The organism is Spirosoma harenae, assembly GCF_054776975.1.
Window position 1 is genome coordinate 300,954 of the sequence record NZ_BAAHBD010000007.1, and the last position, 15,240, is coordinate 316,193.

Genomic DNA, 15,240 nt, shown 5'->3' on the forward strand with positions numbered 1-15,240 from the left:
TTAAGATTTGGTTTTGATTATCACCGAGGCCCCATTTTTCAGCGACATAATGCTGCTGATAATGACCGAGTCGCCAGGGGCCAGCCCTTCCGTTACCTGTACCTGCTGATCGGTGCGAACGCCGGTTTTGATAAAGGTTTCCTGTGCTTTGCCTTGCCGAACCACATACACTTTTTTACCCTTTAGCACGGGTACGATCGCCTGGGTTGGAATCTGAATCGCTTGATTCTCACCTTTCAGTGGCATCTCAAGCCGGACAAACATACCCGGTACCAAATTTCCGGACGGATTTGCGGTATATGCTCTTACCTTCAGCGTACGAAGCGATTCGTCAACTAGTGGGCTGATGGCTGTTACACGAGCCGTCAGCGAACCGGTCAAGCCGTCGGCCGTAAAGCGCACCGGGCTGCCAATTCGAATCTGGTTGGCGTATTTTTCGGGTACCGAGAAGTCAATTTTTACCGGATTGGTTTGTACCAGCGTGGTAACGAGTGTGCCAGGTGTTAGAAAAGCTCCCTGGCTGATGGCCCGCAAGCCGAGTTTTCCACTGAAGGGTGCCCGAATTTCGGTTTTCGCTAGTTGAGCCATGAGCAAAACCTGATCCGCTTTCGCCGTATTGACGTTGCTCTCGGCAATATCGTATTCTTCCCGACTGATTCCTTCAACAGCAAGCAGGCGTTTCTGACGAGCTTCCACATCTTTGGCTCGTTTTTCAAGATACCCAAGTTTGGTTAGTTGGGCTTTCAGTTCCTCGTCGTTGATTTTGGCGATTAGCTCCCCTTTGTTTACATACGCCCCTTCTTTCCCGTTGAGCTGCATGAGTCGACCCGACAATTCGGCCTTCAGTTCGACAATTTCGTTGGGTAAGACCGTTCCGGAAACGGATAGGAAATTAGCGAGTTTTTCGGATCGGGCCAGATACACATCGACCGGAATTGTCGAGTTTTTGTCAGCTGATTTGCCTTTCTCATCTGATTTGCCGGATGCTCCCACGGCGGCTCCTGGTACTTTGCTACTGGGTTTAGGGAAGAAGAAGATTTTACCGAGGGTTAACGCTCCAGCCAATAAAAAGAGAATTAAAAACGTACGCATGAGTTACAAGTATTGAAAGCAGGCAGTTTACGTAAAATTTATGCCTAAATGCCTGATTTCCTACTGTCATTGAGTAATTAGTAGAGTTAAATGAGTAGCTTGTTAACCGTGTCTAATAGTTTGTTAAAATTATCTTATTATAATCTGTAGTGAAGTTGGCCTGTATTTCACTACTAGTTAAAAAAACGATCCGCTCAGAAAGCCTAAGCGGATCGATAATCAGTGTCTGGAAGGGGCAGATTTAACGACGGCCACCTCCAAGATCTACGCCGATTTTGATACCCAGGTAGGCGTTTTCACTGGTAACTTCCAGTGTTGACGTACTACTTTTGGTGGTTGGAGCTGCGTTGTATTCAACGGCGGCCACAAAATGGCCCGCTTTTATACCACCCCGAATCAGACCGCCAAATTTGGTATCGCTCACAAGGTTAATGTTTTGATTTGGTTGCCCATTGCTGCTAATAACAACCGTACCACCCGCGCCAATTGTATACAAACCAAGACCAGCACCTAGAAAAGGACGAACATTGCCGTCTCCAAACAAATAATTGCCAGTTATCAAATAAGATAAAAAGGCACCAACGTCACCCGTTGTGGTTGTACCGTTATTTTGAACACCCCGTGCGACGGAAGCTAGTTCTAGCCGGAAACCTAAGTCGAAATGATCAGAAACGCCATACTTAGGTTCTACTGCGGCCAGGAATCCGCCCGATACACCTGCATTAAGTGGCTTGGCATAACCAACAGATACGTTTACTTTAAACGGTTTGTACTGCTGAGCAGTGGCTGAAAAGGCAACTAACATGAGTAACCCTGCAAAACAATTTTTCATAACTATTTGAGTGAATTAGTGTAAAACTTGCGATATAACTGTAATCCAAATAGTCTTGTTTACTTAGTGAGTTAATTTAAAAATAGTCTTGTTTAATCAGTGAGTTGATTTGTAGACTAAGGAGGTATAATAACGAGCCAGTTGGGAAGCTCATCTGATACCCGTTTTTAATAACCTCAGAATAGCTATGGCGTGGGCGAAAAGGACGGCTGGAACAATGACTCCCGGCAGCCATATATAAGGAATCTTCAGAACACCTACATTCGGTTGTTCAAAGCCGAACTCTTGAAAAGGAAATGGAGCCGACAGAATAGCAATCGTAACGATATTCAGGACTAATCCAAGGGAAATCAAATTCCATACTAACAACCAACGAGTGGATAGCTGACCCCGTTGAAAAACAAAATAGGCAATAACAGGTGCCGTCAGTCCCGCCAGAATATCGTAATTCCGTCCGGCAAATGTCATCAATTCCGGGATTTGATGGTGTACATAAAGCCAATACAAGGTTAGCTCAACAGGTATGCGGACTGTATGCAAAAACGTAAGTGTAGAAAGCGGTAATTGGCTTATCCATGAACGACCTTTTTGGGTCACCAGTAAACCAATAATGAGTAATATCGGCAGCCCAATCACGAATACGAACCTGGGTGGTCTTGTATCAAAAGAGAAGAAAAACTGCTGGTCAGCCAGTAACGCTAGTATGGCTGACCAGCTTAAACTAACGACTAACCATCGGTTGGCACCTACAGCTGACACCTGTCGGATGGCCATATACAATAGACCTATCGTGATAAGGGTTGTAATGACGAAAAAAGCATCTAGCCAGCCTGATGTGGTGTCGAATAAATGGGATAAATTGGGTTGCATAGCGACTCTTAGCTAATACAAGCGACGATGCTTGTGCCAGCAAAGCAAAAGAGATAATTCGCTGTATGCTAAGAAACTAGATAAACTGTAGATGAATGGTACGCCGAATCAGGACGAATGGTCAATATGGTGCGGAAGCTTGCAGCCATTTTTTTAGCTCCTGACTCCGGTAGCGACTAACAACAACTTCCTGAGTTGCTTGCTGCTTGTGTAGAGCGGGTACGAGTGTTACAACAAGTTTACGATTCACATCATCCTGAACAGCCCGAACAGCATTCTGATGCACAATAAATTGTCGGCTGAGTTGAAAAAAGTGGTGCTTATCTAACACCGGCGTCAGTTGAGCAACGGACGAATAAACGGTAGGTACTTGTTGGCCATCGGTCTTAACTAATAAAATCAGTCCACCTGTCGAATAAAAGTAGGCAATCTGATCTATTGGGAGTCGGAGTTGTCCATTACTTACTTCAATAGACACTAGTGAAGAAAAAGAATCAGGTTGCTTTTCTGTATCCGAAGTGCTTTCTGGCAAAGTTGAAATACCTTTTTTCCGTTCAACGAGAAAGGCTTGTAATAAATAAAGTCCTGAATAACCGCCATTTACAAGCGAGGCTATTGTAATGCACACCGCAACCCCTTTCGCTATGGTAGCCGTTGGTGGCCACTGACCCGTATAGAATCGTTGGGCTAACGGAAATAGAACGGCGAAAGTCAGAAGGGTAGCGATTCCGCCCATCAGAATTTGAGCGACTAAACGACGAACAGGATTCTGCCAGAAAGGTAACTGATCGTCGAGCCAGCGAAAAATAGCCAGATTAACTTCCCAGCAGGAAAGCATGACCGTTGCGACGGTAAAAAAATATGCCCACGGAAATTGATAGCCAGATTGGCCCGGAAATACCTGACTGAATACAACATGTGAGGCTGCTAAAGCAGCTATTGGTACTGCTACAAGCCGAAAAACGATATGTTGCTGACGTGTGAGCGGTGCCATCTTTGCTGAACGGATGAGTTGTTGTCGAACGAAAATAGGCTACAGGACGTACTTCATAAAAACGAATCTAACCTACGCATAGAATTGATTCAAGAGCAATAAATTGTATGCCTGAAGGATCACCGAAGAAGAAAATTCCCGGTTTAGCTAATGAGGATTACTATCATACATCGGAAGGCTACGTAGTTTTCACGGCTGCTTACCATCTGAAACGGGGCTATTGTTGCCAGAATAGGTGCCGACATTGTCCCTATGGATTCAAAAAAAAGAAGGAATGACTTGCAGATTATGAATTATTTAGCGAATTTTGCGCCCTCATACGGAAAACGAGTACGGTAATGGCCAGAGTTTGTCAAATAACAGGAAAGCGCACACGCTCGGGAAACAATGTTTCTCACGCTAATAATAAAACAAAGCGTAAATTCTTCCCGAACCTTCAGAAGAAGCGGTTCTTCGTTGAATCGACGGGCGAATGGGTTACGCTGAAAGTTGCAACATCAGCAATCAAGACCATCAACAAAAACGGTCTGGAAGCTACGATCCGCAAAGCGGCTCAACGCGGTACGCTGACAGTTTAACTGTTGAAAGATATTAGCCTGTAAGCCTCTTCCGGTAAGGAGGAGGCTTTTTGTGTTTGTTTACGTTGATAGCTTAATGATCGACTAGTGACTAACGACTCTAATGAAACTAAATTTTGAAGACCTCATTGTTTTCGAGAATGAGGAGTATATACTGATCAATAAACCACCCCATATTGCCTCGCTCGATGAGCGCACAACAGATCGGGGAGGGCAGAGTATTCTGCGATTGGCGAAAGACTATCATGCGGACGCTCAGTTGGGTCATCGGCTGGATAAGGAAACGTCGGGTATATTGGCAATTGCCAAAAATCCAGAGGCTTACCGTCACCTGGCGATGCAGTTTGAACACCGGGAAGTTACGAAGCGCTATCATGCCGTTACGAATGGTGTTCACAATTTTGATGGCGTTTCGGTTTATCTGCCTATTTCACCAATTAAAGACGGAACGGCCGTTCGGATTGATCGCGAAAAAGGAAAAGTTGCCGAAACGATTTTCAATACATTGCAGGCTTTTCGGACAACCACACTGGTCGAATGTATGCCGATTACGGGCCGTATGCACCAGATTCGGGTTCACCTGATGTGCCTAAAAGCACCGATTGTCTACGACGCAACGTACGGCGGTGAGCCAGTCTATTTATCAACGCTTAAGCGCAAATTTAACCTCAAGGAAGGCACAGAAGAGCTTCCGCTAATTCAGCGGGTTGCCCTTCACGCACATTCGTTGACATTTAGTCTATTAGATGGCGAAGAAAAAACGTTCGTAGCGCCATACCCAAAAGATTTTACTGTGTTGGTTAAACAGTTGGAGAAATTTAATTGATGTATCACCAAAAGTATCAGTCCTAGTCTAAGCTATGGACTGATATTTTTCCCATATCCTGGGTCTGTGTCCTCACAGGCCCATTACCGGAGGGGATTGCTGGCTGACGCACGGGTGTCTGTGAGGACACAGACCCAGGATGTTCAGTGGTTATTTTCGTCAAATCAATTAGCCGCAGGTATTGGGAAAATGGCGGATACTGCTTCTCTGAAATCAAATCTCTGTTCCTTCCTCGATGGGTTCGGCAATGTGGTGACCCGTCGAATCCAACGGCGTTGGTCGAGGGCGACGTCGGTTAACAAGGTAGAATAGAGGAGGGATAATAAGGGGTGTAAAAAACAGCGTTGTGGTTAATCCGCCGATAATTACGGTTGCTAATGGACGTTGCACATCGGAGCCAATACCGCTTGAAATGGCGGCAGGTACAAGACCGATAATAGCAACAACCATGATCGCCATAATTGCCGTGAATTGTTCCTGAGCGGTTTCAATAGTGATTTCCAATAGCGATTTGGAGTTGTCGATCAGATTTCGATTCAGGGCAGATACGAGCAACACGCCCGCCATGACCGAAATGCCGAAAATCGATACGAATCCTACTCCGGCCGATACGTTAAAATTGTAGCCTCGTAACAACAATGCCCCTATACCTCCCGCTAGCGCAAATAGCAAACAGGTTAGCGTCAAAAGTGTATCGCGAACGTTGCCATAGAGCATAAAGAGGAACAGAAATACAACGACAATTGTCAATGGGATGGAAACCGCCAATTGGCCGCCCGCCCGTTCGAGGTTTTCATACTGACCGCCGTAAATGACGCTGTAGCCTTCAGGAATCTTGATATGTTGCGCCACTTTCTGACTGATTTCCTTCACAAATCCACCCTGATCGCGACCTCGAATATTGGTTCTGACCGTCACCATCCGCTTGCCGTTGATGCGGTAAATATTAGTTTGGCCCTGAACGTATCGAATATCGGCCAGCTCACTCATGGGAATCAATGCCCCTGTAGCTGAAGGCACTTGTAGCAGCCGAATCGCATCGATACTACCGCGACTTTCGGGCGTAAAGCGCACCACAATATCGTAGCGTTTGGCTTCGTCGTAAATGGAACCGATGGCTTTACCGCCAATAGCCGCTTCGATCATATTTTCGACCTCAGCGACGTTAATGCCGTAGCGTGCTGCCGCCGGGCGATTAATACGAATTGCTAGCTGATCCTGAGGGCCTTCCTGTTCGATATTAACGGATACTGCCCCATTCATAGCGCGTACCAGAGCCGCAATGCTATCCGCTTTCGAACGCATCAACGTCAAATCGCTACCGACAACTGAAATGGCTAAATCGGCTGCGCTACCCGTTACAATTTCCATTACCTGGTCGATGATGGGCTGACCAGATGAAAAGAAAGCGCCTGGAAAAGCTTCCTGCAATTCGTTCTGCATCGACCGCACAATTTCTTTCTTCGAAATCGTATCCGACCACGTGCTGTAATCTTTCAGCCCAATCAGAATTTCCGTTCGATCCGTCGGGAAGGGGTCCGTACCGTCGTCATTGCGACCGGCTTGCGTAATGACAAAACTGACGGGTTTGTACTTGCTGATAATATCCCTGATTTTGGGTGAGATCTTCGCGTTCTCCTGAATCGTGATGCCCGATGGCATAAAGGCCCGCATAAAAATAGACCCCTCATCAAGTTCGGGCAGGAATTCGGTACCGAGTTTTAATCCGAAACCAATCATAATCAGAACAACAATCATCCCGACGCTAACCACCAATCTGGGCATTCGAAACAAAACCGAACGTAAAAACCATTGATATCCCCGTTCCAGTGGCGACAGCAGGAAGTTTTTATGTTCTTTCAGAGGCTTTCCATCAGGAGCGAGCGCTTTCCGGAAGGCAAACGAAATCAATACGGGGATTACTGTTAAGGCGCAAATCAGTGATCCGATAACGGCAAAAGATAAGGTTAGCGCCATCGGACTAAAAAGCTTTCCTTCAACACGTTGCATCAGAAGGATAGGCATGTAGGCCAGGATAATAATCGTGACTGAGAAGAAAATTTCCCGCGCCACTTCTCCCGCTGATCGGGCCGTTACATTTACCACTCCCTGATTGCGTTCGGCAGGCCCCGCTGATCGGTATTTTCGGATGAGGTGCTCGGCCATGACACTGGCTCCATCCACAATAATTCCGAAATCAATAGCGCCCAACGAGAGCAGATTGGCCGGAATACCAACCAATTTCATGAGGATAAACGCAAACAGCAGCGAAAATGGAATTGTAACCGTAACCACCAGCGCTGCCCGCAGACTACCCAAAAACAAAACCAGCAAAATGGTTACGATAGAAATTCCTTCGATCAGCGTATGCGCTACCGTTTCGAGCGAGTGATCGATTAGAAAGCCCCGGTCGTACAGGACACGTAAGTGAACGCCTTTCGGTAATTCACGCGCTTCGAGATCCGCAATTTTTTCTTTCAGAAGCTCAAGTACTTCGCTTGGATTCTCACCTCGCCGGAGCAGGACAATGCCTTCGGTTGCGCCAATAACATCTAAATGTTCGTCGGGAATCCGATAACCCAAAATGCCTGATGGCGAGGGCGGATTGATCTCAACGCTAGCCACGTCGCGGAGCAAAATCGGTACGCCTTCGTTGGCTTTCAGAACGATATGCTCCACATCGTCGGGTGTTTTCAGGGCACCTAATCCGCGTACGGCAAAGCCTTGTCCACCACGAGATACGACATTACCGCCTGTATTCTGGTTGTTTTTCTGAACCGCATCAATAACATCCTGTAACGTCAGATCGTATTTGCGCAGTTTTGCCGGATCGGGTATTACCTGATATTGCTTGATTGGTCCGCCAAAGGTGGTTACGTCGGCCAGTCCGGGCACTTGGAGTAGCTGCGGAATTATCGTCCAGTCCTGCAAATCACGCAGTTGCATGGGCGTCATGCTCGGTGGTGCTTCAATTACATACCGATATATTTCACCAACTGCAGTTGTCAATGGAGCCAATTCAGGCGAAACACCATCAGGCAATTCGGCCCCGGAAAGACGCTCAATTACCTGCTGACGAGCGAAATAATCCGTAACCGTTTCATCGAAATTCAACTGTACGACCGATAAGCCAAAGATTGTTCGCGAACGACGGTCTGTTACGTGGGGCACACTATTGAGCACCCGCTCAATCGGGATTGTTACCTGTTGTTCAACTTCTTCAGCGGCCCGACCATCGTATTTCGCAATGACAATGACGTTGGTATCGGCAATATCCGGGTAAGCTTCAATCTTCAGGAGTTTGAAACACCACAAGCCAAGGCCCATTACTGCAATGGCTATACCAACGATAATCCAGCGGTTTTTGAGCGAAAATGTTATTAATTTCTGAATCATACCTTAATACCCAAAACTCAATCCCTTCAACTGCAGCACATTGGCAGAAACCACCTGATCGTCTTGCTTTAGCCCACTCTGAATAACCACCCGATCATCGCGCTGCTGACCGAGTTGTACGGCCCGCCGTTCAATGGTCATTGGCGCCGTTTTTATGAACACATAATCGCGACCTTGCACGGTAACAACCGCATCGCGCGAGACCGTCATGAAATTGCCATCAGCAACCCCAAACGCAACCGTCGCAAACATCCCCGCTTTGAGTCGTCCGTCGGGGTTGGCGACTGAAATGCGGAGTTTGATTTGGCGGGTTGTGTTGTCCACGTAATCGTTGACATTGTCGATCACACCCTCAAATCGTTCGTTCGGGAAAGCCGTAAAATTGAGTGTACATTTTATCCCACTCCGAATTCGGCCAAACTGATTTTCAGGGATCTCGCAGACGACCAGGATCGTATTGGGCCGTGATTGACGCAACGCTTTTGGGTCGAAACCGGCGAGTTTAAGCGTGGCTTCGTCCGAGATGATAGCCGCTTCTTCGTTGGCTAATTGGGTCTGAGCTTCAATGACTTCCTTTCCCGATGCGGCCCCGTGAGCCTGTAAATCCTTAATACGCTCCAGATTCCCTTTTTGGGTTTGAATATTAATCCGATGTTGCAGAATGGCGGTGTAATTATCAGACAAACCCGGATCATCGAACAATACAAGACGTTCAGAGGGATTTTCCACCGAACGAACGACCATTGCTGCTACGTGACCCGGTGCTGAGAAGTCTGTCCGGATGGCTGATGAGCGAGCTGGTTGCGTTTCAAAGGCACGCATCATCACCGAATCGGGAAACGTAATCTTGGTTCCGTCTGTGCTAATAGTTGGACGTGGTATGGAGGTGATAACTGGCTTTGGCTTCTCTTTACAGGCCGTTGCCAGAATCGCCAGTAAAATCAATAGGAGACGACACGACATGGTTAATACAAATTAATCTGCCCAGTGACGAAAAGTAGCCGGACATAATTTTGACGGTAGGTATAAAGATTCTGATAATAAGCGGTTTGTGTATCAAACCAAGAGCTTTCAGCCTGAAGTAAATCAATCAGAGTAGTCGCACCGCGCAGGTAGGCATATCGGACAGAAGCCAGCACACGATCGGCATCACGTCGAATACTGACATAACGATCCATATTTTGCCGACTAGTCATAAATGATTGATAAGCCGTTTCTACTTCCGACCGAATGCGTGCCTGAACAAGGACAGCAGCTTGCCCCGCCTGTTCCTGCAATACCTTTGATTTCTGAATTTCGCCTTGATTACGACTATATACAGGCAGTTCAATCGTCAGGAAAACCCCCGCATACGGAACGGCATTTTGCGGGTTCCAGATCAGTCCGGCTTCGTTACGCGGTTTTGCTAATACCTGCTGTAAATCCACATTTCGCCGGGCCGCTTCAATATTGGCCTGGGCAACCTGAACATCCGCGCGTGTTGTCGAAGCCAGTCGAAACAAACTATCGGCTGTAGCATTGACAGTCGGATACAGCCGTAAGGGATTGGAAAAAGCTGGATTGATAATGGAATCGTTCAAAGCCACCGTTACACTATCGGCACTGCCAACGATCAGACGAAGTTCGCTCAAGCGATTACGAAGCTCCTGTTGAGCGGTGCGTGTCTGAATATCGTACTGATCGGATATCAACTGCGTTCGAGTTAGATCCGTAGTGGTGATAACCAGGTCTTTGAGTCGGACTTTATTCAATTGAACCAGCGTATCGACATTCGATTTCGCTCGTTGAAGCAGCGCCAGTTGGATGCGCGCATACCAGGCATCGAGGTATTTATTGGCCGCATCAAAAAGCAAATTTCGCTCGGTTTCTGCCACACTACGAACGGCCAGATTCGTATTCGCTTCAGCAAATCGATTTCGATACGTACGCTTGTTGTAAATATCAAATTCTTTCGTGGCCTGAAGCCAGAATTGTCGTCTTTCCCGATTCAACAACCCAACCGATTCGGCTCCGGGCATTGGATTCAATTGCAAGAGCGTTTGATTGTTCAATACAGGATTCGGGCGCAAATTGGCCGTAGTCTGATCAGCCTGCACTACATTAATATTCAGTCGTTCAACACGTAGCGCTGGGCTAGTGGTACGAACCTGTTGGAGCGTCTGTCGTAACGTGAGTATAACCTGAGCGGAAGCGGATAGACAAGTAAACCCCAAAAACAACAGAAAATAGGATGCAATTTTTAACCTCATTCGATTAATAAGAACTTAGCAAAGTAACGATCCTCAGGCTCCAATACCGAAAATTTACAATTAAAAGATAGTTAAATATACTTATATACTCCTACTATAAAATTAAGCTTATTTTAATAGGAACTCGCTTATTATCATGCAATTATAGAGGTACTATCTACTTAAATTTTCTATACTATCTAAAAGGGTCTTTTTCAATTGGTTAACGTACAGGTAAGGAAGCAAGCGAAGAGAAAACAGAGCTGTATCGGTAGAGATTTTTCCAGTAGATCGATGTAGCTGATTTAAGCAATACATAATCGGAGAAATTTCGTTTATTATTTTTTATCGCTCTGTAAACCAGTTACATCGATGAACGCTATTTGAGTATTACTAGGCATATATTGGGGATTTCGTCGGACCATAGCCAGTCGGTTTCGGTGATTAAGTTTGATCAGGTAGAGAAATTGCTCAGTCAGCCTAATGATACACTTTACGTGGACGATTCACAACGCTCCCCCGGCGATTCGTATGTGGCTATGCCGCAACGATCTAAGTCCAGAAAATACGCTTTCCCTTATCTGTACGACGAAAGCCAGGCCATTGCGTTCGGAGCCAGCAATGCACCACATATGTTCTTTGTGAAGAAAGAAGACAACGAATATCGTGTCGCCTACATTGGTGCTATCGACAATAATCAGGGTGATGGTTCATCGGCCAGCAAAAAATACGTAGCCGATGCTGTCAAAGAATGACTGGCCGGAAACCCGTAACAACCCCTTCCGCCCGAGCTGTTGGCCATGGTATCAAGTGGAGAAACGCGTAGGTGAGTGATGAGATATAAACAAACTCATCACCTTTTCCCGTGTCTGTGTCCTCACAGACAGATTTCCGGTAGGTCAATCTTTGCTGACGCACAGGTGTCTGTGAGGACACAGACACGGGGATTTACGTGAAAAACTTTGCGTCAGCAAACTCATCTCTCATCGTTTATCGCTCATCTCTTTCAAAGTCTTTCTTTCCCAAATTTTGTTCCGAAAAAGTCGCCTTTGTTCCAGGTTGGGCGGCCATCGGCCTGGGCGGTTAAGTAACCGACTAGAAATTGCAGCTGAGCATGTTTAGCGGCTGCGTTGAAATCGAACGGTTGATTCATATCGTCTTGAGGAGTGTGATAAATCGAAGCGCGCCAGTCGAGATTTAGTTTAGTGCCGTCGAGATTGGGATTGCCGGTTTGCGAACCGCTTTTGATGAACAACGCCGGAATTCCTTGCCGAACGAAGCTGAAGTGATCGCTTCGCATAAATACGGTTTGTTCAGGAATCGGATCGGGGCTAATCTGAATACCTAAATAGGAAGCGGCTTGTCTGACTTCTTTATCCAGACTTGAATGTTGCGCACCATAAGGGACAATATCCAGCAACGGATGAAAGAAAAACGGCATATCCAACGTCTGATTTGAGACGATTTTATCTTTGGGTACGGTCGGGTTACTGGCAAAATAATCGGAACCAAGCAGCCCCATTTCTTCACCCGTTACGCCCACAAATAAAATCGACCGTCGGGGTGCTTTGGGCAACGACGCAAATAGTCGTGCCGTTTCCAGATTGATCGCTACTCCTGAAGCATTGTCGTGAGCGCCATTGTTGATAGAATCGCCTTTTACAACTCGCCCAATGCCCAGATGATCCATATGAGCCACAAAAACAACGTATTCGTTTTTTAGAACTGGATCAGAGCCGGGCAGCATACCCACGACATTATAGCCAGCCACATCCTCAACCATATCGGTCTGCGTCTGGATTCGGGCCGATATATTCAATGGAAATGCCTGAGGCTCATTTTTGCGAGCTTTAGCCATTACATCTCGCAAGGATGTGGGCGCATTGGTAAAGATCAAACGAGCTGTTGAATCGCTGAGAGCAGCAGCACCTTTGATAGCCGGGAAGGTTCGTTGAGGTTTCCCTTGTTTATCCAGCCAGCGATATATTCCCTGCCGGGCGCGAGGGGCTGAACTCTCAATCCGGTTTCGCAGATCGGTCGGTAAATTAAACGCCAATGTACCAACTGCGCCGTGGGCAACCGCATTTTCCGCCTTCGAGGATGAATAATAAGCGCGCTGATTAGATGGAAACGATGCCGGAGCACCATTCAGAAATGCCACAATTTTACCTTTTACATCGATCGACGCATAATCATCATAGCCAAGCTCAGGAGCCGTAACCCCAAAACCAACGAACACAACTGGAGCATTCACCTCGCTCGTCGCATGGTCAGGATTTGGGCTTAGAATAAATTGCTGACCATATGTAAGTGGTTTTTGCTGGTCGTTGATCGTTAGCGTCAGTGTGCTGGTTTCTTCGTGTACCTGCCACCGGCGCAAAGGCACATTTTGTCTATAGCCGTTATTCTCTCCGGCAGGTTTCAATCCTAATGCTTTAAACTGCGCGGTTACGTAATCGGCTGCCATCGCAAAACCTCGCGTTCCTGGTTTGCGACCTTTTAGTGAATCGTTTGCCAGAATACCCATATGGGTTTTTATGGCTTCAGGCCGAACCGATTTTGCCGCTTGCTGGGCCTCAGCAGGTATGGTATTGGATTGGCAAAAAGACAAACTGAAGCAAAATAAGCTTAGTCCAAAACTCAGAAATAGCGTTGATGTAGTGCGCATTGGGAGGAAGTAAAACAAAATTGATTAGCTAAGATAAGTTACAGATTCAGTAGAATCAATTGATATTGCGACGTAGACAGCTCTCATTGCCTATCTTTGCGCCCCCTCAAAGTTGGGAATACGACACAATACTGATTATGAAGAAGATTCCTGTACTCATTGACTGCGATCCTGGACACGATGATGCTGTCATGCTTATGCTGGCAATTGGCAGTGGGCTATTCGATATAAAAGCCATTACTACATCGGCTGGGAATCAGACTCAGGCAAAAACGCTAAAAAATGCCTTAAAAATCATGGCATTGGTTGGGGCTACTATTCCCGTCTATAAAGGGTGCGACAAACCGCTTTTTCGTGAACTGATTATTGCTGATCATGTGCATGGCGAAATGGGGATGGATGGCCCAATTCTTCCCGAACCGACGCTTCAACCAGAATCGTTATCAGCAGTAGAAGCCATTGCACAGATTCTGACCGATAGCTCGGAAGAGATAACTATTGTGCCTACGGGACCTTTAACGAACGTTGCTACATTTTTGCTGGCATATCCGCATCTGAAGTCGAAAATTGAGCGGATTTCGATCATGGGCGGTGGTGCTTTTAGGGGGAATATGACACCTACGGCTGAATTCAATATTTATGTCGATCCCGAAGCAGCCGCTCTTGTTTTTAAGTCAGGCGTTCCCATTACGTTGTGTGGCTTAGACGTAACGCATAAAGCTCTAGTTTTCCAGGAAGATATCGAGCGATTCCGAAGTATAGGCAATCAATCGGGAAAGGTAGTTGCCGAACTGATGGATTTCTTCTCTATTTATTACCGCCGGGAACGACCCGAACTGAATGGAGGAGCGGCTTTACACGATCCCTGCGCTATTGCCTGGCTAATCGATTCGGCAATGTTTCAACACAAGCCTTGCTACGTAGATGTCGAAGTTGCGGGTAAGTTAACAACAGGCACAACGGTTGTCGACTTCTTCAACGTGCTAAAGCAGGAGCCAAACGTCGATTTTGTATACGACATCAATCGGGAGAAGTATATTCAATTGATTTACGATGCTGTCCAGAAGCTTCCGTAACGCTATTGCTAGCTATTTTTTGAGATCCTTCCTGGTGTCAGGATGACAAAAAAATTATCCAATTCCCATTAAAGCCACGGTCGTCGGACTTTGAAGGATCGTTTGAGTCCGCTAATCAGGAGGAAGGCACCTAATAGACCGAAAATAATAGCTAGTGTCGTGAGGCCGAGGATAGCGAAGACAACGGCTACCAGAATGACAATAACGGAGGCTTTTAGCTTCCAGCTGATTCGCTGCCACCAGTTCAGTTCTTGCCGAAGCGGAAGCCCTAAACTCTCCCGAATGCGATTCCCTAGTCGAAGTTGCTTTTTGGGTTTTGGCCCAGGTTGTTTATCCGTTGTTTCGCCTGGCGTAGCCAACATGGACTTGGCTCGCTGCATTCGTCGTTCAATCTGAGCTGTTTTTGTTGACGATGACAAAGTATTCTGAACCGTAGCCACAGCGCCAATCGCTTCTTCTGATTCTATCTCAATTGGCTGAGCGTAAGCAGAATCAAGATCGGTATTTTCTGGTTCGACTATTACCTGTGATTTTTTAACAATCGATTGAGTTGCTGCCGAACGAGGGGGTCGCTGGAAATAGGCAATTGGCCGATGGCAGGACGACAGAAAAAGGGTTAGGGCGGAAACGAAAAGAGCAATTCTGTTTTTCATCAGGTCGCGAGTTGGGCGAAGAATGCA

General features: G+C 46.6%; 14 protein-coding genes. 5 read left to right on the forward strand and 9 right to left on the reverse strand.

Annotation, left to right across the window (positions count from 1 at the left end; translation table 11 throughout):
* The 4 genes from ACYVE4_RS07195 to ACYVE4_RS07210 all read right to left on the reverse strand — a co-directional run bounded on the left by ACYVE4_RS07195 (window position 1) and on the right by ACYVE4_RS07210 (window position 3,788).
* Window positions 1–1,092, reverse strand: a complete 1,092-nt coding sequence (locus ACYVE4_RS07195; protein WP_460996519.1) for an efflux RND transporter periplasmic adaptor subunit — start codon at window positions 1,090–1,092, stop codon at window positions 1–3.
* A 241-nt stretch (window positions 1,093–1,333) separates the two neighbouring features.
* Window positions 1,334–1,924 carry a hypothetical protein gene (locus tag ACYVE4_RS07200; RefSeq protein ID WP_460996521.1) on the reverse strand — a complete coding sequence of 197 codons (591 nt, stop codon included), beginning with the start codon at window positions 1,922–1,924 and terminating at the stop codon, window positions 1,334–1,336.
* A gap of 150 nt (window positions 1,925–2,074) precedes the next feature.
* Complete coding sequence (locus ACYVE4_RS07205; protein ID WP_460996523.1) at window positions 2,075–2,794, reverse strand: hypothetical protein; 720 nt, start codon at window positions 2,792–2,794, stop codon at window positions 2,075–2,077.
* A 121-nt stretch (window positions 2,795–2,915) separates the two neighbouring features.
* Window positions 2,916–3,788, reverse strand: coding sequence for a LytR/AlgR family response regulator transcription factor (locus tag ACYVE4_RS07210; protein WP_460996525.1), 873 nt, complete (start codon window positions 3,786–3,788; stop codon window positions 2,916–2,918).
* Between the two features lie 107 nt (window positions 3,789–3,895).
* Between ACYVE4_RS07210 and ACYVE4_RS07215 the strand changes: the two genes are divergently transcribed.
* The 3 genes from ACYVE4_RS07215 to ACYVE4_RS07225 all read left to right on the forward strand — a co-directional run bounded on the left by ACYVE4_RS07215 (window position 3,896) and on the right by ACYVE4_RS07225 (window position 5,192).
* Window positions 3,896–4,066: a DUF5522 domain-containing protein gene (locus tag ACYVE4_RS07215; RefSeq protein WP_460996527.1), complete on the forward strand. Its 171-nt coding sequence runs from the start codon at window positions 3,896–3,898 to the stop codon at window positions 4,064–4,066.
* A 60-nt stretch (window positions 4,067–4,126) separates the two neighbouring features.
* Window positions 4,127–4,366, forward strand: coding sequence for a 50S ribosomal protein L28 (gene rpmB / locus ACYVE4_RS07220; RefSeq protein ID WP_460996529.1), 240 nt, complete (start codon window positions 4,127–4,129; stop codon window positions 4,364–4,366).
* Between the two features lie 103 nt (window positions 4,367–4,469).
* The gene (locus tag ACYVE4_RS07225; RefSeq protein WP_460996531.1) at window positions 4,470–5,192 is read left to right on the forward strand and encodes an RluA family pseudouridine synthase; all 723 of its coding nucleotides are present in this window, start codon (window positions 4,470–4,472) and stop codon (window positions 5,190–5,192) included.
* A 213-nt stretch (window positions 5,193–5,405) separates the two neighbouring features.
* Here ACYVE4_RS07225 and ACYVE4_RS07230 read toward each other — a convergent pair whose 3' ends face one another.
* The 3 genes from ACYVE4_RS07230 to ACYVE4_RS07240 are packed head-to-tail and all read right to left on the reverse strand — an operon-like array spanning window position 5,406 to window position 10,837.
* Complete coding sequence (locus tag ACYVE4_RS07230) at window positions 5,406–8,588, reverse strand: efflux RND transporter permease subunit (protein WP_460996533.1); 3,183 nt, start codon at window positions 8,586–8,588, stop codon at window positions 5,406–5,408.
* A 3-nt stretch (window positions 8,589–8,591) separates the two neighbouring features.
* The gene (locus ACYVE4_RS07235) at window positions 8,592–9,551 is read right to left on the reverse strand and encodes an efflux RND transporter periplasmic adaptor subunit (protein ID WP_460996535.1); all 960 of its coding nucleotides are present in this window, start codon (window positions 9,549–9,551) and stop codon (window positions 8,592–8,594) included.
* A gap of 2 nt (window positions 9,552–9,553) precedes the next feature.
* Window positions 9,554–10,837, reverse strand: a complete 1,284-nt coding sequence (locus tag ACYVE4_RS07240; RefSeq protein ID WP_460996536.1) for a TolC family protein — start codon at window positions 10,835–10,837, stop codon at window positions 9,554–9,556.
* 362 nt (window positions 10,838–11,199) lie between these two features.
* On the opposite strand from ACYVE4_RS07240, the gene ACYVE4_RS07245 reads away from it, so the two are divergent.
* A complete protein-coding gene (locus tag ACYVE4_RS07245) occupies window positions 11,200–11,571 on the forward strand; it encodes a thioredoxin domain-containing protein (protein WP_460996538.1) in 372 nt (123 codons plus the stop codon).
* Window positions 11,572–11,822: 251 nt separating this feature from the next.
* On the opposite strand, the gene ACYVE4_RS07250 is transcribed toward ACYVE4_RS07245, so the two are convergent.
* On the reverse strand, window positions 11,823–13,484 hold the full coding sequence (locus tag ACYVE4_RS07250; RefSeq protein WP_460996540.1) for a M28 family metallopeptidase: 1,662 nt from the start codon (window positions 13,482–13,484) through the stop codon (window positions 11,823–11,825).
* Between the two features lie 137 nt (window positions 13,485–13,621).
* On the opposite strand from ACYVE4_RS07250, the gene ACYVE4_RS07255 reads away from it, so the two are divergent.
* On the forward strand, window positions 13,622–14,560 hold the full coding sequence (locus ACYVE4_RS07255) for a nucleoside hydrolase (RefSeq protein WP_460996542.1): 939 nt from the start codon (window positions 13,622–13,624) through the stop codon (window positions 14,558–14,560).
* Window positions 14,561–14,628: 68 nt separating this feature from the next.
* Here ACYVE4_RS07255 and ACYVE4_RS07260 read toward each other — a convergent pair whose 3' ends face one another.
* A complete protein-coding gene (locus ACYVE4_RS07260) occupies window positions 14,629–15,213 on the reverse strand; it encodes a hypothetical protein (RefSeq protein ID WP_460996544.1) in 585 nt (194 codons plus the stop codon).
* Window positions 15,214–15,240 lie beyond the last annotated feature (27 nt).

Coding starts and splice junctions, on each gene's coding strand:
- ACYVE4_RS07195 (WP_460996519.1), bottom strand. CDS start 1,092: ATGCGTACGTTTTTAATTCTCTTTTTATTGGCTGGAGCGTTAACCCTC.
- ACYVE4_RS07200 (WP_460996521.1), bottom strand. CDS start 1,924: ATGAAAAATTGTTTTGCAGGGTTACTCATGTTAGTTGCCTTTTCAGCC.
- ACYVE4_RS07205 (WP_460996523.1), bottom strand. CDS start 2,794: ATGCAACCCAATTTATCCCATTTATTCGACACCACATCAGGCTGGCTA.
- ACYVE4_RS07210 (WP_460996525.1), bottom strand. CDS start 3,788: ATGGCACCGCTCACACGTCAGCAACATATCGTTTTTCGGCTTGTAGCA.
- ACYVE4_RS07215 (WP_460996527.1), top strand. CDS start 3,896: ATGCCTGAAGGATCACCGAAGAAGAAAATTCCCGGTTTAGCTAATGAG.
- rpmB (WP_460996529.1), top strand. CDS start 4,127: ATGGCCAGAGTTTGTCAAATAACAGGAAAGCGCACACGCTCGGGAAAC.
- ACYVE4_RS07225 (WP_460996531.1), top strand. CDS start 4,470: ATGAAACTAAATTTTGAAGACCTCATTGTTTTCGAGAATGAGGAGTAT.
- ACYVE4_RS07230 (WP_460996533.1), bottom strand. CDS start 8,588: ATGATTCAGAAATTAATAACATTTTCGCTCAAAAACCGCTGGATTATC.
- ACYVE4_RS07235 (WP_460996535.1), bottom strand. CDS start 9,551: ATGTCGTGTCGTCTCCTATTGATTTTACTGGCGATTCTGGCAACGGCC.
- ACYVE4_RS07240 (WP_460996536.1), bottom strand. CDS start 10,837: ATGAGGTTAAAAATTGCATCCTATTTTCTGTTGTTTTTGGGGTTTACT.
- ACYVE4_RS07250 (WP_460996540.1), bottom strand. CDS start 13,484: ATGCGCACTACATCAACGCTATTTCTGAGTTTTGGACTAAGCTTATTT.
- ACYVE4_RS07255 (WP_460996542.1), top strand. CDS start 13,622: ATGAAGAAGATTCCTGTACTCATTGACTGCGATCCTGGACACGATGAT.
- ACYVE4_RS07260 (WP_460996544.1), bottom strand. CDS start 15,213: ATGAAAAACAGAATTGCTCTTTTCGTTTCCGCCCTAACCCTTTTTCTG.